The organism is Chryseobacterium sp. 22543, assembly GCF_052044565.1.
Lineage (GTDB): Bacteria > Bacteroidota > Bacteroidia > Flavobacteriales > Weeksellaceae > Chryseobacterium.
This window is the reverse complement of sequence record NZ_JBQENH010000002.1, coordinates 16,764-37,506: the sequence shown is the minus strand read 5'-3', so window position 1 is coordinate 37,506 and position 20,743 is coordinate 16,764. Positions and strand designations below refer to the sequence as shown.

At 36.3% G+C, this 20,743-nt stretch carries 15 protein-coding genes and 1 tRNA gene; 9 read left to right on the top strand and 7 right to left on the bottom strand.

What is annotated here, in order from left to right; translation table 11 throughout:
• Nucleotides 1-73 precede the first annotated feature (73 nt).
• Nucleotides 74-493 (bottom strand): hypothetical protein, encoded by a 420-nt coding sequence (locus ACTJIP_RS06030; RefSeq protein WP_077415633.1) that lies wholly within the window; start codon nt 491-493, stop codon nt 74-76.
• Between the two features lie 197 nt (nt 494-690).
• Between ACTJIP_RS06030 and ACTJIP_RS06025 the strand changes: the two genes are divergently transcribed.
• Both ACTJIP_RS06025 and ACTJIP_RS06020 read left to right on the top strand, forming a co-directional pair.
• Nucleotides 691-2,664 (top strand): tetratricopeptide repeat-containing sensor histidine kinase, encoded by a 1,974-nt coding sequence (locus ACTJIP_RS06025; protein WP_440704242.1) that lies wholly within the window; start codon nt 691-693, stop codon nt 2,662-2,664.
• Nucleotides 2,654-3,292 carry a response regulator transcription factor gene (locus ACTJIP_RS06020; RefSeq protein ID WP_077415637.1) on the top strand — a complete coding sequence of 213 codons (639 nt, stop codon included), beginning with the start codon at nt 2,654-2,656 and terminating at the stop codon, nt 3,290-3,292. Before ACTJIP_RS06025 ends, ACTJIP_RS06020 begins: the two co-directional genes overlap by 11 nt.
• Nucleotides 3,293-3,338: 46 nt before the next feature.
• On the opposite strand, the gene ACTJIP_RS06015 is transcribed toward ACTJIP_RS06020, so the two are convergent.
• Nucleotides 3,339-3,770 (bottom strand): hypothetical protein, encoded by a 432-nt coding sequence (locus ACTJIP_RS06015; RefSeq protein ID WP_228408737.1) that lies wholly within the window; start codon nt 3,768-3,770, stop codon nt 3,339-3,341.
• Between the two features lie 246 nt (nt 3,771-4,016).
• Between ACTJIP_RS06015 and ACTJIP_RS06010 the strand changes: the two genes are divergently transcribed.
• From ACTJIP_RS06010 to ACTJIP_RS06000, 3 genes are all read left to right on the top strand, one after another.
• Nucleotides 4,017-4,655 carry an alpha/beta hydrolase gene (locus ACTJIP_RS06010; RefSeq protein ID WP_077415641.1) on the top strand — a complete coding sequence of 213 codons (639 nt, stop codon included), beginning with the start codon at nt 4,017-4,019 and terminating at the stop codon, nt 4,653-4,655.
• A gap of 120 nt (nt 4,656-4,775) precedes the next feature.
• Entirely contained in the window at nt 4,776-6,095 is a 1,320-nt protein-coding gene (locus ACTJIP_RS06005) for a PDZ domain-containing protein (RefSeq protein WP_077415643.1), read from the top strand.
• Between the two features lie 4 nt (nt 6,096-6,099).
• Nucleotides 6,100-6,627 (top strand): hypothetical protein, encoded by a 528-nt coding sequence (locus ACTJIP_RS06000; RefSeq protein ID WP_077415645.1) that lies wholly within the window; start codon nt 6,100-6,102, stop codon nt 6,625-6,627.
• Here ACTJIP_RS06000 and ACTJIP_RS05995 read toward each other — a convergent pair.
• From ACTJIP_RS05995 to ACTJIP_RS05985, 3 genes are all read right to left on the bottom strand, one after another.
• Entirely contained in the window at nt 6,620-7,663 is a 1,044-nt protein-coding gene (locus ACTJIP_RS05995) for a L,D-transpeptidase (RefSeq protein ID WP_175627221.1), read from the bottom strand. The genes ACTJIP_RS06000 and ACTJIP_RS05995 overlap by 8 nt on opposite strands.
• A 185-nt stretch (nt 7,664-7,848) precedes the next feature.
• Nucleotides 7,849-8,688, bottom strand: coding sequence for an XAC2610-related protein (locus tag ACTJIP_RS05990; protein ID WP_440704241.1), 840 nt, complete (start codon nt 8,686-8,688; stop codon nt 7,849-7,851).
• A 9-nt stretch (nt 8,689-8,697) separates the two neighbouring features.
• On the bottom strand, nt 8,698-8,985 hold the full coding sequence (locus tag ACTJIP_RS05985; RefSeq protein WP_077415649.1) for a hypothetical protein: 288 nt from the start codon (nt 8,983-8,985) through the stop codon (nt 8,698-8,700).
• A gap of 250 nt (nt 8,986-9,235) precedes the next feature.
• On the opposite strand from ACTJIP_RS05985, the gene ACTJIP_RS05980 reads away from it, so the two are divergent.
• The 3 genes from ACTJIP_RS05980 (at nt 9,236) to ACTJIP_RS05970 (ending at nt 14,471) form a co-directional block, all read left to right on the top strand.
• A complete protein-coding gene (locus ACTJIP_RS05980; RefSeq protein ID WP_077415651.1) occupies nt 9,236-10,285 on the top strand; it encodes an AraC family transcriptional regulator in 1,050 nt (349 codons plus the stop codon).
• A gap of 135 nt (nt 10,286-10,420) precedes the next feature.
• A complete protein-coding gene (locus tag ACTJIP_RS05975) occupies nt 10,421-13,267 on the top strand; it encodes a TonB-dependent receptor (protein WP_440704240.1) in 2,847 nt (948 codons plus the stop codon).
• Between the two features lie 22 nt (nt 13,268-13,289).
• Nucleotides 13,290-14,471 carry a phosphatidylinositol-specific phospholipase C domain-containing protein gene (locus tag ACTJIP_RS05970; RefSeq protein WP_440704239.1) on the top strand — a complete coding sequence of 394 codons (1,182 nt, stop codon included), beginning with the start codon at nt 13,290-13,292 and terminating at the stop codon, nt 14,469-14,471.
• Between the two features lie 76 nt (nt 14,472-14,547).
• Here the strand turns inward: ACTJIP_RS05970 and ACTJIP_RS05965 are convergent, their stop codons facing one another.
• Nucleotides 14,548-14,874: a winged helix-turn-helix transcriptional regulator gene (locus tag ACTJIP_RS05965; protein WP_139348498.1), complete on the bottom strand. Its 327-nt coding sequence runs from the start codon at nt 14,872-14,874 to the stop codon at nt 14,548-14,550.
• Nucleotides 14,875-15,480: 606 nt separating this feature from the next.
• On the opposite strand from ACTJIP_RS05965, the gene ACTJIP_RS05960 reads away from it, so the two are divergent.
• Entirely contained in the window at nt 15,481-20,181 is a 4,701-nt protein-coding gene (locus ACTJIP_RS05960; RefSeq protein ID WP_440704238.1) for a T9SS type A sorting domain-containing protein, read from the top strand.
• A gap of 164 nt (nt 20,182-20,345) precedes the next feature.
• Here ACTJIP_RS05960 and ACTJIP_RS05955 read toward each other — a convergent pair.
• A tRNA-Asp gene (locus ACTJIP_RS05955) sits at nt 20,346-20,419 on the bottom strand.
• Nucleotides 20,420-20,743 lie beyond the last annotated feature (324 nt).

Below are 20,743 nucleotides of genomic sequence, written 5' to 3'. Positions count from 1 at the left end.
AAATACCATATAAAAATAAAAACAGGCGCTGAGATGAATCTCAGCGCCTGTTTTATGTCCTAAAAATTTGATATTAAAATGTATAGCTTGTAGAAGCTGATAAATACTGTCCGCTGGAAGTTCCTTCTTTCTTCAGTTCTCCGTCTACCCAGATCTGAACCTTCAAGGTAGCAGAACCGTCTAGCCCGATAGCGTTTACTGCAACATTGGCACTGTATGCTCCTGATTCTGATGTTACTTCAGGGCTGCTCCATGTTGATCCGCTAAGACTTGATGCTGTAGTAGGGTTACCGTCAATTCCGTACACCGCTACATCAATATTACTTCCTGATGAAGCGATTGCTTTAAAAACCACTTTATGACTTTTCCCTGCTCCATTCACATTGTTGTCATCATCATCATTACTGCATGAAGCTGTAAATCCAATAAGCATTACTGCTATTACTGCAACAAATGCACCTCTTAACAGCTGATTCATTCTCATTTTTTTCATAATCTTTTTGTTTAAATTTTAGTTACTATATTAAATATTCTATGATTCATGATTTGATTGCAAAGCTATGAGCATCACTTATGTCTATCAATCCTGAAAAATCAGTAATTTTTTCTACCTAAATTCAGGTATTTTTTATGCTAAAATTTTTAATTAAATTGAGCGTTTAAAAAAATATTTTTCAGAATTGATCCATAATGAAGAGATTACTTGCCCTATTAAGCCTATTCTTATTTTTTACATTGCAATCCCAGCAAATCATTCCACTTAATGAGAAATCTTATATAGACAGCTTACAAAGCATTGCAAGGGGAAATTTTTCCGATACTTCAAAAGCAACGGCTTCTTTCCTTTTATCAAATTATTATAGAAACAGTGATTCTGTTTTGAGTAAAAAATATCTTGCAAATGGAAAAATACTGGCTCGAAGCAACCCTTACTTTTCAGCAAAATATTATTATTACGAGGGGCAGTATAACATGGACAGGAACAAAAGGAAAGCGGGTATTTCTTATCAGCAGGCTATCAAATCTTTATCTAAATTTAAAAGTGAAGAATCCGATTTTTTTCAGGCACTGGCCTGGTACAGCTATGGAGTTACCCAAAAAGATAAAGAGGGATATATTCCTTTAGTCAAAATCATGCTTGAAAAAAGTATTCCTCTGGTTGAAAAATATGAAAACAGCAGGAATTTAGGTTTTTTATACACTCAGCTTGCGGTGATCCTTACATATAATGCACAGTTTAAAAAGGCGGAAGATTACAATAATAAAGCATTGAAAATTCTTGAGAAACAATATCCGCGGTCTGCTGAATTATTTTTCACGTACCTCAACTCTGCCAACAATTTCTGCTATCAGGCCAATGGAGATGAAGCTGAAAAGTTCTTACATAAAGCAGAACAACTCATCCGTCCTTATCCGGAGTCTTCATCCAATGCATTCTATTATTACAGTAAAACACTTTTCTATATTACGCGGCAAAAAAATGAAGAAGCACTCCCGGTGATAGAAAAAGGGATTTTTTATGCAAAAAAATTCAATCAGAATCTTCTGGCTCAGATGTTTTATTTCAACAAGTATGATATTTTAAAGAAACTTAAAAGATATAAGGAAGCTAAGATTACTTTAGAGGATGTTTTAACGGAAAAGTCCTTAGCTATTGATCTTAACAACAGAAAAACTTTTTATAAGCAACTTTCTTTACTCAATGAGGAAACAGGAAATACCAAAGAAGCACTTCTATGGGAACAAAAATATTCTAAACTTAATGACAGCCTGAATACCGAGAATGTAAAGCTTGAAATCAACAAACTCGAATCCAAGTTCAATACCGCTGAAAAGGAAAGAAAAATAGCGAATTTAAATGCTGAAAAAAATCAAAAGGATCTTGAGGTAAGTAAGAAGAACTCTTATTTATGGGGAATGGGTCTTGTTTTATTGCTGGCACTAAGCCTTCTGGGCTTTCTTTTTATCATTTTCAGAAAAAATAAAAAAATAAACAAGCAGAAAATAGAAGACATTAAACAAAAGGAAGAATTATCCCTTACCAAAGCTATTCTTGATGGGGAAGAAAGAGAAAGAGAGCGTATTGCAAGAGATCTTCATGATGGTTTGGGCGGAATGCTTGCGGGGGTTAAAATCAATTTTTCTACATGGTCTTCCACTCATCTTCACCCTGAAAAGGATCAGGAATTTTATAAAATCTTAGGCCAGCTGGACAACTCCGTGAGTGAGCTCCGGCATGTAGCCAGAAATTTAATGCCTGAATCATTGCTTAATTTTGGTTTGGAAACAGCCATACATGATTTGTGTGAATTTTACAGCAGAAAAAACCTCGAAATTGATTTTCAGGCTATAGATATTAGTAAAAAACTGCCTTTAAATATTCAGCTTAATATTTACAGGATTGTACAGGAATTATTGGCCAATGCCATAAAACATGCAGAAGCCAGCAGCATCTTACTTCAATGCTCACAATCCGGCGAAAATTTTATGATCACGATTGAAGACAACGGAAAAGGTTTTGATAAAAATATAGAAAACACCACCAAAAGTATGGGACTTCGTAACCTGAAAAACAGGGTCAATTACCTGAAAGGAACAATGGAAATACATTCTGATGATCAGGGAACTACCATTAATATAGAACTCAACATCCATGGAGAATGAGAAAATAAATATCATCATCGCAGACGACCATCCTATTGTCATTGAAGGTCTTAGAATGATGCTAAACAGCCAGCCCGTTTTTAACGTAGCAGGAAGTTTTACGACTGGTGCAGAAACCATCAATTTTATCCAATCAGAAATGGTAGATATTATTCTCCTTGATATTACGCTACCTGATAGCAACGGCACGGAACTCTGCAGAGAAATAAAGAAAATATCCCCGAATACCTCAGTGATTATGTTCAGTAACCGTTCTGAGCGGAGTATCATCATGCAGTCTATACAAAACGGAGCAAGTGGTTATCTTCTCAAGAATACTTCTATTGATGAACTTGTAATATGCATCAAAGGGGCTCTTTCCGGAGACATTGTTTTCTGCAATGAGACAAAACAGATCATCAGCCGTCCATCTCAGCATGATCTTCCAATGCCGCGGCTTACCAAAAGAGAAAAACAAATCCTTCAGATGGTAGCGCAGGGGAAAACAAGTAATATGATTGCCGAAGAGCTTTTCTTAAGTCCGCTTACTGTAGACACCCACCGTAAGAATCTGCTTCAGAAATTCCATGCAAAGAACTCAACAGAATTGATCAATCTTGCAGTACAGCAACAATTGATTGAAAAATAAAAGACCACTCTAAGAGCGGTCTTTTGTATATAAATATTGTACTATTTTATGGTTCCAGGAAACTGTAATCGATAGAAGCAACTAATACTCCTTTTCCTTTTTTCTTAACAGTTCTTGCAACTTCTCCATCTATATAAAGATTGATCGTTAACTCAGAATTATCATCCGGCATTGACGCGTTAGCATCAAGATTCAACTGTGCCTGGCTGGAGTTCACAAAGAATTCCCCACTTGTCCATGGTGAAATTACCGGTGACTGCGGAGTATTGTATATAGTGTTCTGAGCCGTGCCCACCTGTGTTACAACACTTATAATGTTTCCTCCTGTAGTGGTCTTCACTTCAAACTGAACCACATGATCCTTAAATTCTTCATCGTCATCTTTTTTACAAGAATTAACAATGGTAATTACAGAAAATAATAAAACGAATAAAAAAGAAAGTCTAAGTAAACTTTTTGAATTGTAAAATTGCTTCATTTCTCCAAATAGATTTTTTAATGTTTCAAATATAAGTTTTTTATTAATATAAAAATAACTTTTATGAAAATTTTCCAACAAAAATTTCTAAATAATATCAAATCAACAAAAATAAAAATCTGTCCCTAAAGCCCAAAAATACACTTCAAAGAAACAATCCTTACACATAAAGCATCATCCTGTCAAAGTTCATTGTCTGAATAACAAAAGTTAAGATTCTGAATGTAATTTAATTATCTTTGCTCTATGAATTTAGATTATCTAGTAAGAGAGCCGGAAAATATTACCTCCAATACCCCTATTCTTTTTATGCTTCATGGCTACGGCAGTAATGAGCAAGATCTTTTCAGCTTCAGGGAAACACTTCCCAATGACTGGATCATTGTAAGTTTCAGAGCTCCACATGATACTCAATTTGAAGGATATTCCTGGTATGATATTAATTTCAACGATCCCGAAAATTTTATTGATGTTCCTCAGGCAAAGGAATCTTTAAATGCCGTATTGGAAAGCATGCTTAAGATCATCAACCATTATGGACTTACAGAAAGCAAAACTCATCTGTGCGGTTTCAGCCAGGGAGGAATTTTGTGCTATGCTTTGGCTTTAAAACACCCTGAATTATTCAATTATGTTGCCTGTCTAAGCAGTTATCCTGAAGATAAAATTCTGGATGGTATTGTAAAAGATAAAAAGAAACTGGAAAAGCTTCGTTTTTTCATTTCACATGGCTCCGATGATGCTGTGATTCCACTTGAATGGGGACGAAAAGCGGCTGACCTTCTGTATGATCTCAGCTGTTATTTCACTTTCAGAGAATATATGAGCGGACATGGTGTTAATCAGAAGAATTATATGGATCTGATGGAATTCTTCTCCAAATAATCAAGACCCAATTTGAAATAAATTCAACAAAAAATACTACTTCATTGTAGTTTACACAAACATTCCTGCTTTTGGAATGTTTTTTTATTATCATATAGATAATTTCAGTAAATTCAGTAAATGAAATTTAAATTGCTTTTACTGGGATTATTTCTAAGCATTTTTATAAATGCCCAGAACTCTTTTGAGTTGATTAATACAAAAAAAGCGGTCATTCCTTTTCAGTTTATCAACAATCTTATCTTTATTCCTATCAATGTCAATGGTGCGGACCTTACCTTTTTGCTGGATACGGGAGTTTCGGAGACTATTCTTTTCAGTCTGGAAAATAAGGAGGTCAAACTAAGTAATATTGAAAAAGTTAAGTTTTCTGGTCTTGGGGGAAATTTAAGCATTGATGGTTTAAAATCCGAGCGTAATATAGGTAAAATAGGTGATGTCATAGTTAATACCTCTATGTCTCTATATATTATTATTGATGAAGAATTTAATATTTCACCTCACGTAGGAATTCCAGTAAATGGAGTTATTGGATATCACTTTTTCAAAGATCATCCTATTTATATAGATTATGCTTCAAAGAAAATAACAGTTTATGAAAATACTGATCTTTTAAAAAAGAAAATCAGAAGGTTTGAAGAATTCCCAATCACCATTGAAAAAAATAAGCCTTATTTGCATGCAGGTGTAGAAATGACAAATGAAAAGAAAGAATCAAAATTGCTGATTGATATTGGCAACAGTGATGCTATATGGCTTTTCCCTACTCTTATTAAGGATTTCGTCTATAATAGACCCAATATCGATGATTTTCTGGGCCGTGGTTTCAACGGAGATATTTATGGAAAGAGAAGTCGCATCCATAATTTTTACCTTGGAGATTTTAAGTTTGAAAAACCTCTTACCGCTATGCCTGATGAATTTTCTATCCAGCATGTCAATTTAGTGGAAAACAGAAAAGGTTCTGTAGGAAGCGAAATTATGCGAAGATTTACTGTAATTTTTGATTATCCCAACCAAAAGCTATATTTGAGAAAAAACAGATACTTTGATGATCCTTTTCATTTTAATATGAGCGGTCTGGATTTCAAACAGGACGGATTAGAGTGGCAGGAAGACCGGGTAAAAATTGAAACTCAAAAATCAGCTACAGCAGTAAATGAAGTTTACAAGGACGCCTTTCAATATAAATTCAGTTTGAAACCTATATTTTCCATTGCAGGAGTAAGAAAAGATTCTCCCGCTTATGAAGCCGGTTTACAAAAAGATGACAAAATTATAAGCATCAATGGAGAACGGACTTCAGACATGACTCTTGAAAAGATTATGGAACTTATGAAATCTAATGAAGGAAGAAATATTACCATGGTTATCCAAAGAAAAAATAAAGAACTAATATTACGCTTCATGCTTGAAGATCCCATTCCATATCAAGAATAAAAATATGAATACTGAAGAAAGCACCTTAGACAGAATAAGAACCCGGCCAAGATTTAAAATGTTTACTCATCTCACCAAGGAAGAGTACGCTGAAAACCTAAAAAAATATATGGAAGAGCATAAAGATGAGTTTTCAGGCAATATCAATAGAGAAGTTGCTACCATCTGGATAAAAACAAAATATGACAGCTACTGGAAACCCTGCCTTGCACTAAGGGTAGAAATGGAAGATGAGCATACGGCAATACGCGGAGTATTTGGTCCCAGCTCTGCGGTGTGGACATTCTTCATGTTCCTGTATTTTACTTTTTCTATTCTCTGGATGACTTTCTTCACTATGTATTACGTAGAGAAACAAATAAAAAGCGCTGAATACCCTTGGGCACTGAGCGCTTCTTTTATCATGTTATTTTTTATTCTTCTTACTTATATCGCTGCAAGATTCGGGCAGCATAAAGGTAAAGATGAAATGCTTAAGCTGAGAAGGTTTGCTGAAGAATCTACTCTGCAGTTTGAAAAGAAAATTAATTAGATGGAGATTCTTCAGGCTTTTCGTTCTGAATAGGTGTAGCCATTGCTTTTGCTGTTTTGATAGAATCCGCTACTTTTTCTCTGTTGCTTTGTTCTTTCAGCATTTTCGGAACCTCCGGTTCAAGGAGCTTGGTAAGTTCTTCAACGGATATATTGTTGGCATTAGGATCTTCTAAAAGCTTTCTCCATGGTTTTCTTCCACCCCATTTATAATCTCCGAATACCATTACTGCTGTACCTTTGGCCTTAGTTGTAGCACCTCCAGGATTCAGTATCCAGGTATCTGCATAGGAATACAGCCATTGGGCATCTTTCCTCAGCAATCGAAGACATGAGTGTGAGGCAGGATATCCCGGAAGCGTATATTCATGCCATCCGATTCCTCCTATATTGTGAATATTGAAATTATAGGGAAGCTTCCATTCTGTGCTCACTGTGGAAATTGCCAGCTTCTTTTTCCAGTTCGCAAAAGTAAGCCCTCTTGTTGTCTGTGCAGCTTTTTTCCCCATACTTGTAGGTCCCCATTTCACAAGACTTCCATTGGAATATACCGCAAAAGCCTGTATAGGATAAGAGAAAATAACGAACTTTTTCACTCCGCTTAATACATCTAACTGCATTGGAAATGGTGAATACGCCATTAATGTTGTATCTATTTTCGCTGGAACTACCAGTGTATCGGCATTCCATTTACTTTTAGAGTCCAGTCTGTTTAAAGCTAAAATAGCTGTACGTTCTTCTACACTGTATTTCTTACTGTATTCAGCATAGATAGAGTCACGCATTTTTTTATCCTTTGGAAGAACAAAAGCATTATAAAAACCATTTTCCTGCATTACAGGTGGAACAGATTCTTTCTTTACTACAGGAACAGAATCTTTCTTTATAGAATCCTTTTCTACCTCTGGGGTCTCCGAAGCAGACACGGTATCTTTAAAAGTATCGCTTATTTTGTCTATTTCTTTTTTACAGGAAACAAGAAAAACTGCGCACAAACATGCATAAAGAAAGGATTTTTTCACAGATATGTTTTTCATAAATAAATCGGCCATTTAGTTTGGCTACCCAGTACAAATATCAGACCTAAAATTGAAACACAAAAGACATTATTAAAAATACCGTAAAAAAACGGAGGCTTTATCACTGTAAATGAGGAGTTATAGCGTAAAGGTTTTATAAAAATATAGATTTTAAAGGTGTTTTCAAACGTTGAACAAAAACATTATTCTTCCGTCTGTTCTTTTGTGGCAATCCATTCTAAGATCCCGTTTTTACCGAAGCGGTAGACATCCTGATGCCATCTTGCTCCGCCTCTGCATCCTGTTTTTAAAAGCTTCTTATCTTTTTCTATAGTCACATCACAAAGGCAGGAGCAGCTTGAACGGGAATAATCCGGCTCTTTAAGTTTTTCAAAACGTTTGCTTCCAGGATTGTACAGATAAATATCAAACATCCTGTAAACACCCATTCCTTCATCAGGAACAGAGAATGCGATATCATCATAGCCATCAAAGTTATAATCCTCTATAATGCTCTGTCTGACAAAAGAAGGTTTATCAGGAGCCGGAAGTTCTATAGCCGTCTTTTTCCTGTCAGAATAAGTAATGGTGAGGTTATTATTATAAAAATGATTAAACGAAAGTAAAGCCCCATGCAGAAGATATTTGCCACTTCCGTCGTACTTTTTTTCATCTTCAACCATTTCCAGCGTAAACTTTCTGTTATCCTTTCCTCTTGTATAGCTAATGTTTGAAGCCTGATGTTGCATGATTTCAAACTTGTATACTCCATTTATTTTCCCTCCAACCATCTCATTCCAGACGTAATACTCGATATCCGGCTGTCCGTCACTTCTCCCGTCAGTATCAACTTTAAAGCTTTTTACTTGTAAAGGAATGATTTCTTTCTTCCCTGAATACTGCACAAAAGCTCCTTTGCCTTGCGCTCCGTAATAAAGTGTGAGGCTGAACTCTTTCGCTTCTCCTGTAGATTTCAGGGTAAAAGGCTGCGCAGAGTACACAGCAGAGATCATGATAATACAGAATAGCAACAATTTTTTCATAGGAGTAATTTATATAATCAGATTCACCACAAACCTTACAAGCCATAAGAGTATGATCAACAGCAGTATTGAAAACTGAACTTTATTGACGTTTTTATTTCCGAATTTCCATACGAGAAGCCGGTCTATAATAATCACAAGCAATATGGGAAGCAGGCTGAACAGAATATACATTCCGAATAATCCATCAGCAGCAGACACTCCTGTCATTAAAATAATAGAACCAATCAACCCGCCAATAATTGCAATGATTCCTGCAATAAAAAAGAGAGTCCAGTTTTGAAATTGTTTTTTCATGAATAATATGGTATCAGTGATGGGTTATATTAAAACGGACATTGAATCTGTAAGAATAAATTTTCTTTTTTGACATCCGAATTATGCTTACTAGCTAAAATAACAATATCCGCTCAATATACAAAACCGGAAAAAATACCTGTCAGGATCTATATCTTAATTATTGTCTGTTTTTATAAGTTGATATTTAATAATTTGTTAAAGATGCCATGCCCATATTATCTATAATTTTGGCAAAATATCAGTTATCATGTTATATATCATTATGGTAGTTGTACTACAGGCACTTATCACCCTTACTCTGCTTATATCTCTTATCAAAAACAGAGAATCTGTACTGAATATGCTGCTATTGTATATCGGAGTGGTCACATTGGATATGGGATATGAATATTTCATCATTCAAAAATTCGGTTATGAATCTGTTTTGTATGAAATTCCGGGAAGCCTTCGTGTTTTTAAAGGGCTCATTTTTCTTTATATTACTACCCATTTAATTCATGCAAAATGGAGAGACAAGCTTAAATACCTGATTGTTCCGCTAACATTGGTTGTTATTCATCATGCCATTGCACTTTCTGCAAAGATGCTTGACCTTTCCTGGGCAGATCTGGCCATCACATCTTATAAATCCTACTTTGTATATTACAGTTATTATTGGATCGCCTGCCTTGTTTTATGTATTTATTTACTGACAAGATACCGCAAAAATATTACCCATCCTGTAGCCGGCAATTTCCGTTATCTGGTTGGTTACGTATTGTTGGGAGTATTGATGTTCTGGACGGTCTACCAACTGGGATGGGATACTTTGATCTATCAGAAGATCTACAGCCTTCTGTTTCTCTTTCAATTCGGGTGGATTTTGTACGTTTATATTTTAACGTACCAGCACAAACTGCAGGAACAGCAAAATATATCACATTCCTCTGCTCCCAAAGAAACCTATCAGTATAAAGATCTGTCAAAAATAGATTTTGACTCTGTGCAAAGTGCTATTATTTCTTTCTATCAGGAGAGTCATGTATATTTGGATGAGGAATTTACCTTAGACCAACTCTCGGGTCAACTGAAAATAAACAAGGCAGATTTAAGCATCACTTTTAATAAACATCTGCATTCCAATTTTCACGAATATACCAACAGAAGCCGTATACAGCATTTTAAACAGATTCTATCAGAAGATCCTTCAGCCAGTGTTACGGATCTCGCATTTCAATGTGGTTTTAAATCCAAATCTACTTTTTATAAATATTTTAAAAAGGAATTCGATTGTCTTCCTTCTCAGCTTGTTCATTAGTTACAATTATTTAATATTAGCAACTTATTGATTTACAACACAGTTCACCTCGAACTCAACAGAAGGAGTTGCATGAAATTTAAATGAACCAAAACTTTTGAGGGAGCTGACATCTTTGCACCAAACTTTATAAGGATGTCACGAGAAAGACTTTTTTTAACAAAAGCAGCATTTTTTCTTCTTGGGCCTTTGGCCTTTGCACAAACCACTGTTCACGGAACCGTAGTAGACGGTCAGGGAAACCTTCCCAATGCTTTGGTTTATATTGAAAACAGCGGACAGAAGATAACTTCTGATACCGACGGTTCTTTTGTTCTTAATAATGTTTATGACGGCAGTTATAAGCTTGTTGTGGAATATAAAGGATATGATAATGTTTATATTCCTTTCACCATTACAGATAAAAAGGAAGTAGACCTTGGCTTGATTAAATTCGGAGCTAGGTTTAAAGAAAACAACCTTCAGGAAGTTGTGGTTACCAGTGTGTATAAAGCATCACAGGCCAGAGCAATTACCATGAAGAAAAACTCCAACACAATTACGGAAGTACTGTCTGCCGATGCCATCGGGAAACTACCGGATCGTAATGCTGCAGATGCCGTACAGCGTATGCAGGGAGTATCTATTGAAAGGGATATGGGTGAAGGACGTTTTGTAGCGGTACGAGGAACGCCTATACAATGGACTGCTTCCACTCTGAATGGCAACAGAATGCCGAGTGCCAGTGGTGACAATGCCAACCGTGGAATTCAGATGGATATCTTCCCATCGGAACTTATTCAGAATGTCCGTTTGTCCAAAGCCCTGACTCCGGATCTTGACGGGGATGCCATTGGAGGAAATGTGGATTTTATCACGAAAACCTCACCCAATAAGGAAACTTTGGCTGTAAGTATGGCTTCCGGATATGTCAACATGTCAAAATCCCCCAGTTACAACACGTCTATTGTCTATGGAAATAAAATTACTGATAAGCTGAAATTCATTACCTCAGCAGTGATCTGGGAGCGCTCTACAGCTATTGATCAGATGAGGAATATTTACAACTATGGACTGAAAGATAAAACAGCCTCTTATTCCATCAATCAGCTTCAGCTTCGTGATTATCTGGCGAACCGGAGAACGCTGGGATTCAATTTAGGCTTGGATTATGAGATAGACAGCAGGAATAAATTATATGCAAAAGCATTATACAGCCAGTACAAAGATGGTCAGTCCGTAAGGGAAACCTATTTTAATTTTGACAGTAAAAATGTCCTTCTTCAGGCTCGTCATGCAGATTATCTTACGGATCTTTATTCTATTCAGCTTGGAGGTAATCATCAAGTGGGACAGCGTATGCAGGTGGATTGGTCTTTATCCAAAGCGCGTTCTGAGTTTAAGTTCGATTCGCCGGATAATCTTGAAAAAGATCAAAGAGGCTACCCTATTATCAATTTCACACAAGCTATGACCTATGGAAATCTGTCTGCTGACGGAAGAAAATATATGGCGATGGATGCTCCGGACGGTATTGGTGATACAGGAAGATATACCCTTCCTTATAATCAGCAGGCAATAGCTGCAGATAAACTTAAATTGAATCAGATTATCCTAAGCCAGAATCATAACAGTGAAACGGATCTTAGAGGACAGGTTGATATCAAATATAAAGCAGCAGATAATTTTGAGATTAAATTCGGAACAAAATACAACAACAAGAATAAAATAGTTGACAGCTCCGTATTGGTTTGGATGCCCAAATCATCATTGGGAATTCCGGGATCTCCGGTAACCTATTTAAGCCAGCTTGAGCGTGAAGGTTTCCCATACAAAGGAGGTTTTATGAATCCATTGGGTAATCCTTATAATGCAGTAATCATTGATCAGATTACCAATGCGCAGATCGACCAGATGTACAATCCTGCCACACAAAACAGCCTGGGACTGATGCAGGTGAGCGGTAAAGACAGCAATTCGAATATTACAAGTTCCTACAGAGGTACCGAAAATGTATGGGCCGCATATCTGATGGGAACCTGGAAGATTTCAGACCAGCTTCAGGTATTGGGAGGTTTCAGGAATGAATATAATGACGTTACCTTCTGGGGCAAAAAAGTAATCTCTGATAAAGACAATAAAACGGAAGACATTAAAGACAATAAAACCTATAATGTAGTACTTCCTATGGTGAATATGAAGTGGAATATCAGCAGCGACAGGATTCTGAGACTGGCCTACACCCGTTCTTTTGCAAGACCGGATTTTAATGACCTGAACCCAGGAACCATTGTCAATGATATTACCAACACCATCACTCAGGGAAACACCAAACTGGATCCTACATTTTCAAATAACTTTGATCTTATGTTTGAGAACTACTTCGGAAAACTGGATCTAATAACAGCCGGAGTATTCTATAAAGATATTACCAATCTTATTTACAAAGACCAGTCTGTGGTAGATCTCGCAGGAAGAACTTATACTTTTACAGCTCCCAAAAACCTGGAAGGAGCCAAACTGTTTGGTTTTGAATTCGGAATATCCAAACGTTTTGAAAACCTACCCGGATTTTTGAAAAATATTGGTTTTGAAGGGAATTACACCTACATCTCTTCCAAAATGAATATGCCAGTGTACGAAAACGGCAAACAGACCGGAACAATGTCTACCACAATCCCAAATCAGGCCAAGCATATTTTCAATACCATTCTGTTCTATGAAACCAGTAAACTGATGATCCGTCTGGCTGGAAATTATAAAGGAAATTATGTAAGTGAAATCAGAGCAGCTGCAGGTGCAGATCATTATCAGTATTTTGATAAAAACTTTACGGTAGACCTTTCCACTTCTTACAGTCTTACAAAGAAGGTCCGCCTGTTTATTGAACTGAACAATATTTTCAATGAACCCAACCGCTATTATATGGGTACAAAAGACCGTGTAGAAAATATTTCTTACTCAGGAATACGAGGGCAGCTGGGATTCAATTTTAATTTTTAATCAAAAGTTTTTTTTAATTCATATGAAAAAGTATATGTATGGAGCTGCATTTTGTATGACAGCACTGCTGCAGGCACAGGATAAATGCCAGAATATAAGAATCAATCAACTGCAGATTGTAGGAACTCATAATTCATACGCCCAGCCGGCAGATCCTAAAGTGCTGGATCTGGTAACTCCTATCATCAACGGAATGATGCAGAAATACAGCAGTATGATGTCTGAAGAGCAAAAAGCTAAATTTAAAGAGTATCACCCCTATGGAATGGACTTGAAAGAAGGACTGAATTATAATCATCCTGACTTCACGGAACAGCTCAACGCCAATCTTAGAGGCCTGGAAATAGATGTCTATTATGATCCGGAAGGTGGCAGATTCAGCCATCCTGCCACGTATGAAACATTAAAGGCAAAAGGAGTAACAGATCTGGCTTCTTTTAATACAGCAGGGATGGATCAGCCTGGTTTTAAAGTATTGCATATGGCAGATATTGATTTCAGAACTCATTATCCGACTTTGAAAGATGCGCTTACCGCTCTTAAAACATGGTCTGATCAACATCCTGATCATACTCCGGTTTTTATGATGATCGAAGCCAAAGATTCAGGTTTCCCGATTCTTGAAAACAGTACAAAAGTCCTTCCTTTTGATAAAAAAGCCTACGATGATCTGGATGGAGAAATTGTAAAATACCTTGGAAAGGACAAGATCATCACTCCAAAAGAAGTTCAGGGTAAATACTCTACACTCAGGGAAGCTGTAACCCACAATAACTGGCCTAAGCTGAATGACAGTAAGGGAAAATTCATTTTTATGCTGCTTCCCGGAAGTGTGGGAACTTTATCTTCAAAAAATAACCCTTACCTCATAGACGGTTCATTAAAAGAAAGAGTCATGTTCCTAAACAGTGAGCCTGATGATTCTTTCGCAGGATTTATCCTACGGGATAATGCTATTGTAAGACAGAAAGAGATACAGAATCTGGTAAAGCAGGGTTTTATGGTCAGAACCAGATCAGATATTGAAACCTACGAAGCAAAAACTAATGATTTTACACGATCTAAGGCAGCATCCAGCAGCGGTGCCCAGGTAATTTCCACCGACTTTTTCCGCCCGGGAAATACGTATGGAACACCTTATTTTGTACAGCCGCCACAAGGGAAAGATTATCTTAACAACCCTTTGAATTCTTCATGTAAATAAATAGTAAGCCGGTTCACTCAGAGCCGGCTTTTTGATTTACGATCAGCTCTACCTGAGGGCAAATAATTTTTCGTTTTTATACCAAACCTTCCAACTGTTGAAAAATGGGGATTAATGCTTTTCCTTTTTTAGTAAGATTATATTCTACGTGTAAAGGTTTCTGCCTGATGACCACCCTCTCCAATAAATTCATTTCTTCCAGTTCTCTCAATGCGACAGATAATGATTGTTTATTAGATCCTTCGATTTCACGAAGCAAACTGCTAAAACGTAACGTTGACTTGATTGCCAGACTCAGTATTTCCGGTTTCAATTTCCCTGAAATGGATTTTAAAAACCTTTGAACGGGGCATATTTCTCTACCCTCAGCTGAGGTCTTATTAGTCAGATTTTTTTGACTCATTGTGTGTTTTTTTTAATATCGTATATTTGCAAAAATAATGGTTATTAACAAATTAATGCAGTTTTACGCTCATATTTATTTAAAACATTATAAAAAGCGCAAAAAAATCAATAGAAAATTCTCATTAATATAATATCTATTTTATGATATTTTCTTCTGATTGCCCTGATTGTAAACTTGCCTAATTGTATAATTGATTATTCATTATTTTTATAAAAAACTAAAAACACAAACATGAAAAAAAAATCTTTATCCCCAATCCCGGCTGCAATATATCCTATTACACCAGCCTATACTCCACTACAAGACCACACACTGAAGACCGGTAATAATCATTTATATCAGAAAACTGGATTGTTTAAGGACTTACCAATATAATCCGGTTTCTCTTATTCTGATTTTGTAATGAAAAGAAGCGGTTCTAATGAATTATCGGTTCTAAAAGACTGTAATAAACAGTACTATTTGATTTTCAGTAACTATTGTTTTAAAGTAGATCTGCTTTATTATTATTCTTCTATCTCTACAATTAGGAATCTGCAATTACCATAGAATTTGAATACAAGTTATTCATAGGATCAAATATTAATCTAAAAAAACATGTGTATGAGAAAAAAAACTTTCTTATCAATCTGGGCTGTATTATGCTCAGCAGCATCCGTTTACGCCTCTCCACGAGGTGATACGGACTGGCATTTTCGTAATGCCCCCATTATTTTGGGAAGCTATATTCCTGTAACTACCTACAATTTTGATCTGGATCCGCTGATCGTAATTTCACAAAACGTGAATGAAAAAGGAGCCGTTGTCATGAGCGGTCAGCTTCACAAACCTGTCACCACGAGTGATATTCTAATTTCCGTCAAATATCAGAATGCTCAGGGAGAATGGATCAGCATGTGGTGTAAAACATTGTATGCAAGCAACCAGTATGATGAAAATCTTAATGCAACATTTGAATTGCCCGCTTCTGTAAACAGTACATACAATTTAAAAGTTGAGCTAGGCTCAGAGACTAACAACTTCTCTGACATCACATGGAATAAGGCTGTGAGCCATTACAAATTCGGAGATTATACTGCGACAGCTTGTGAACTGGATGAAAATGAATACACCATACTTTTCACCCCGAAAAAAAGCGGTACAGTATTATTTAATCCTAACGGAACTGTTTCCGGTGTAAAAGACCGGGTAAAATCACAGCATCTAACAAAGAAACTGGATGATATTGTTTTATCAGTCAATGCAAACGGTACATTAGATAACACGAATACCAATGCACCTGTCATCAACATTGAAAATCCTAATAATCTCGGTACGATTGTCAGCTCACAGAAATATATCTACCAGGGCAGTGATACAAGCCCTTTTGAGTTTTCATATCATGACCCTGTTTATGTATTTGCCGGTAAATTTTCAAGTTCGGGTTTCTTTATTAACTTCAGTAACTGGTTTTTACCTCCTGAAGAGGGCGGAGAACCCTGGGGCAGAGGGTATTTGGATTTTACAAACCCTAATGCTCTAGTTAACAGGTATTACAACCTTTACAATTACATCAACGAGAAACTGACTGACATTATTGCAGATCAAGAGCCTGTAGTTATTGTTGTAAGTAAAATAACAGGTTTCAGGGTATACAAATCTACCGGACAGTATATTACTGTGAATGCATTAAGCAATTATAATACAGTGAATGATTTCGGTTACCCTCCTTTATATGACAAACAGAGAGGACCCGGATCTGAAAACTTTTTCTTAAGCAATACTCCTCAAGCATCATTATATGGTATCGGAGCCATCAGAAACAGAAAAGTACGTGCTGACTGGAACGGACCGATGAGACCACTTTCGGAAGTAGAAGCTGAAATCAAAAAATTCATAAAGTACGTAGGTATTTTTGGAAATTCCACGGCATATGATTCAGCAGACTGCTCGAACAACTGCTTTGCAATCAACGCCGGAGCACAGGCTGACTATACAGTAGCAGACTGGACCAAAGCCCCCAACAGCTATATTTTCACAGGTAAAGATCAGGATGGCAATACGGTAGACGGATTGTATATTCCTGTAAAAAAAGCCTATGAAATGTGGCGAAGCGGGAATTATATGAAAGGTATTGATGTGCCTTCCGGACCGGTAACAGCGGATGTTTTATGGGAAGACAATATGGGATTGATAAAATCTAAAGAAAATTATACTTTGGATATTATAGATTCAGGTGAAAATGCAAAAATTAAAGTACCTGTCAATAAAGTAAAAAAAGGAAATGCATTGATTTCTTTTAAGGTAAATGGAGAAGTTTTCTGGTCATGGCACGTTTGGGTAACAGATGACCCAACAAATGGCTCTACCTATAAAAGCTATGATGATGTAAAAAGACAATTAAGCGACGGAACCGTAGAGACTATTCCAAATTCTGAATGGGGCTGGATGGACAGGAACCTTGGTGCAATGGGGAATTCTCTTACTGGAGCAGGATGGAACAGAAGCGGCGGATTATTATACCAATGGGGAAGAAAAGATCCTTTTCCATCGTTGACAAATAATGATGCCAGTTTCTATCAAATAACCGGAAGCTTAGGAAAAATTGTATATGACGATGCTATATCAAGAGTAAGATTTACCGACAGTCCTTTTAATGATTATAAAAATTTTAATGAATTAATAAAGTTTGTCAATAAATCTACAGCCAACATAACAGATAATATCAGAGTATCAGTAAAAAATCCTCTGAGCCTGATCTATGTAAATGATAATGGTGCTAATAACTCTCCTCTTTCCACCTATGGTACTGTAAATACGGTGCCTTACTATTACAACTGGTTTGGGCAGGTACCAGGGTTACAAACTGATGAACTCAGTAAAGTGAACTTATGGTCTGATAATTCACTGGGAGTACAGGCAGTAGATTATACTGTTTCACAACCTTACAGAAATAAGTCTTCTTTTGACCCATGTCCTAACGGATGGAGGTTACCTTCAGTGTTGGTTGCATCATCAACAAAAAATGTAAGAATGGATTTTACGCCTTTCGGGCCTAAAGTAAACAGCCCGCTTTCCGCTTTAAATCTTGGCAGATCAAATATTTTCCCGGGATTGTCTAATCTGAAAACATATCTTGCCGGTATCAAAATATATCCTCAGTATGGTTTTGATATGACGAATGTAGAAGGTAACAATATTGGTATATTCCCAGGAACCGGCTGGATAGGAAGAGGAATAGGCGGAGATACCAGATATCATACTAAAGCAGCCTTCACAGACCAGCTTGAAACCTATTTGTGGACTTCAACAATGACTACAGTTTCTGGGTATTCCTCAGTAGCCAGTGCATTAAGGTTAATTCCATCTTCGGATCAGATAGTGAATGGTTTCAGACCAGATGAAACTAATTATCCGGATGTTTATGGTGTTTACAGCTATAAACCATCTGATGATTATCCAACTAACAATGCACATGCATGCCGATGTATTAAGGATCCGCTATTTGTAAAAAATAACTACGACTTCAAAACCACTTTCTTTAGTGAATCTGAAACATACAAAGTAGGATTAGATAACCCTAATAGTTATATGATTACAAAATCTACAGCAGATCAGGTAATTTCAATCCCGGTGAGTAAAGCTTTTTCTGTACAAAGTAATTATTTAGGCAATACTCAGATTCTGGATGCTGCAAGTTTTAATAATTTAAAAGCGAATATCCTTTGGACAGATAATCCTGCTATGGTAACCCAATTGACTCTGGACAATCCATCTTCCAAAGATTCCAATATCAATGTGAAGGTAAACGCCAATCAGTCTGGAAATGCAGTAGTTACTTTACACAATGGTTCAGTGAGTAATCCTGTTTACTGGAGCTGGCACATCTGGGTAACCAATACATCCGTAAATTCTTTTACCCATGTAAATGATACTCCAATCACGACTGATAATTACATCAACTATACTCAGAAAGGAATGATCATGAAAACATCCATCATGGATAGGAATTTAGGAGCTATTGACATTATGCCGAGCCCTTATAATCCAGGGGTAGCAAATGATGTTAATCAACTTAATCGTTCGCAAGGATTACACTATCAATGGGGTAGAAAAGATCCTCTTCCTATATTTACTAATATAAGCGGTTCTAAGTATAATATATCACTGGGTACTACTAATAATGGAGTTGTAACCTATTCAAATTTTACTGAGGCGAACTATAATTCAAGTAATATAGTAAATTATGACACTTATAAAAGCAGTATTAGTGCCAATGATAAAATAGATGTAAGAATAGAAAAAATTCTGGGGTATTCTACAGCAAACCCTTTAAAGTTTATGGTACCAACAGTTAAGTATCCGTCACGTGGAGCTAATTATGCTAATTATAATCTTGCTTCAGATTGGTTGTTTGACACTAACTATCATGGGTTATATGCTGAACGATGGGGATTAGGTGATAAAAAATCTGTTTTTGATCCTTGCCCGAATGGATGGAGAATACCGGAGACTGGTACAGGTCCTACATATAAACATCCGATCAGTGGGTCTTCTACCATAAAAACTACCCCGTGGAGCTTTAAAGAAAACTTTGAAACGCCATCGTATAAAGATACTAATGGTGCAATAAAATCTGGTCAGATTGTAGGTAATACAGAGACTGGTTATTATGGATCACCTATTTATAGCAATCTCGCCAGTCCTTATGGTAAAACAGTAGGATTTGTATTTAATAACAGTTTATATAATGTAGGAAATTATCCGAAAAGTCTTACAAAAGGCGGCAGAAGTGTAATGTATCCTGATGCGGCAATTACATTCCCTTATTATAGTATTGGTACTTTATCAGGTGGAATCTGGTATGCTAATTTAAATGGAGAACTGACAGGCAGAGCTACTTATATGTCTTTCGATAATTTTTCCAGAATTATGGTGAAAAATGCTGATATTGATCCTTATGCAGCTATGAGCTGCAGATGTGTGAAGCAGGAAGATATCAATATTCCAAGAGGACCGCTGCCAGGTATTCCTGTAACACCAAACACCGGTTTTCAGGCCAGAACTGCTTTCAGTAAAACGGTTATCGAGGAAAAAGTAAAAGACGATAAGCTTGTTCTATATCCTAATCCTGTAAAAGATATCCTGTATGTTGAAGCTAAAGACAATAAGGACTATTATTATCAGATTTATAATATGTCCGGACAGTTGATGAAAGAAGGTAAATTTATCAATAAACAAACAGATGTTACTTCACTATTAACCGGAGCTTATCTGGTAAGAATCAACAATTCTGAAACTATTGTAAAAATTATTAAAAAGTAAATTATAAACAATACTTTAAAGCAATGATGGCTGGAATTTCTTCCGGCCATTTTTATTTATGTCTAAATATATAAGAGTAGATAAAGCTTTATCATTTTCGATGATAGCAATTTTTATCAAAGTAATAAACAAAAAAAAGTCTTCTATTTCTAGAAGACTTTTTGCGATCCGGACGGGACTCGAACCCGCGACCTCCGCCGTGACAGGGCGGCATTCTAACCAGCTGAACTACCGGATCAATTTTTTTAAGGTAAATTGACAAAACTTTTACAATCCGGACCGAACTTCTGATTATCAGAAAGTCCTATCCATCTGCTTTAAGATACTCTCCTATTTAGTAAATGATCATATAAATCACTTTCGTAAACAATCTAAGAGCATTTGTTTTTAACTGGTGCAAATATATAGCTTTTTTTAGTTTTTCCCAAGAAACCTGTTCCTTTTCTTTTAAAGCTATTTGTAAAATACACATTCTCAAATATAAAAAATTCAGATATTAACTACTGTAAACACCTTTTTAACAGGTTATACTTAGAGCATTTAAGAAAGTCGACTATAAAAA

Excerpts from the sequence above, each read along its gene's own strand:
- ACTJIP_RS05980 (WP_077415651.1), top strand. The coding sequence starts at position 9,236 with ATGTTATATATCATTATGGTAGTTGTACTACAGGCACTTATCACCCTT.
- ACTJIP_RS06025 (WP_440704242.1), top strand. The coding sequence starts at position 691 with ATGAAGAGATTACTTGCCCTATTAAGCCTATTCTTATTTTTTACATTG.
- ACTJIP_RS06000 (WP_077415645.1), top strand. The coding sequence starts at position 6,100 with ATGAATACTGAAGAAAGCACCTTAGACAGAATAAGAACCCGGCCAAGA.
- ACTJIP_RS05965 (WP_139348498.1), bottom strand. The coding sequence starts at position 14,874 with ATGAGTCAAAAAAATCTGACTAATAAGACCTCAGCTGAGGGTAGAGAA.
- ACTJIP_RS05960 (WP_440704238.1), top strand. The coding sequence starts at position 15,481 with ATGAGAAAAAAAACTTTCTTATCAATCTGGGCTGTATTATGCTCAGCA.
- ACTJIP_RS06015 (WP_228408737.1), bottom strand. The coding sequence starts at position 3,770 with ATGAAGCAATTTTACAATTCAAAAAGTTTACTTAGACTTTCTTTTTTA.
- ACTJIP_RS05995 (WP_175627221.1), bottom strand. The coding sequence starts at position 7,663 with ATGAAAAACATATCTGTGAAAAAATCCTTTCTTTATGCATGTTTGTGC.
- ACTJIP_RS05985 (WP_077415649.1), bottom strand. The coding sequence starts at position 8,985 with ATGAAAAAACAATTTCAAAACTGGACTCTCTTTTTTATTGCAGGAATC.
- ACTJIP_RS06020 (WP_077415637.1), top strand. The coding sequence starts at position 2,654 with ATGGAGAATGAGAAAATAAATATCATCATCGCAGACGACCATCCTATT.
- ACTJIP_RS05990 (WP_440704241.1), bottom strand. The coding sequence starts at position 8,688 with ATGAAAAAATTGTTGCTATTCTGTATTATCATGATCTCTGCTGTGTAC.
- ACTJIP_RS06030 (WP_077415633.1), bottom strand. The coding sequence starts at position 493 with ATGAAAAAAATGAGAATGAATCAGCTGTTAAGAGGTGCATTTGTTGCA.
- ACTJIP_RS06005 (WP_077415643.1), top strand. The coding sequence starts at position 4,776 with ATGAAATTTAAATTGCTTTTACTGGGATTATTTCTAAGCATTTTTATA.
- ACTJIP_RS05975 (WP_440704240.1), top strand. The coding sequence starts at position 10,421 with ATGTCACGAGAAAGACTTTTTTTAACAAAAGCAGCATTTTTTCTTCTT.
- ACTJIP_RS06010 (WP_077415641.1), top strand. The coding sequence starts at position 4,017 with ATGAATTTAGATTATCTAGTAAGAGAGCCGGAAAATATTACCTCCAAT.
- ACTJIP_RS05970 (WP_440704239.1), top strand. The coding sequence starts at position 13,290 with ATGAAAAAGTATATGTATGGAGCTGCATTTTGTATGACAGCACTGCTG.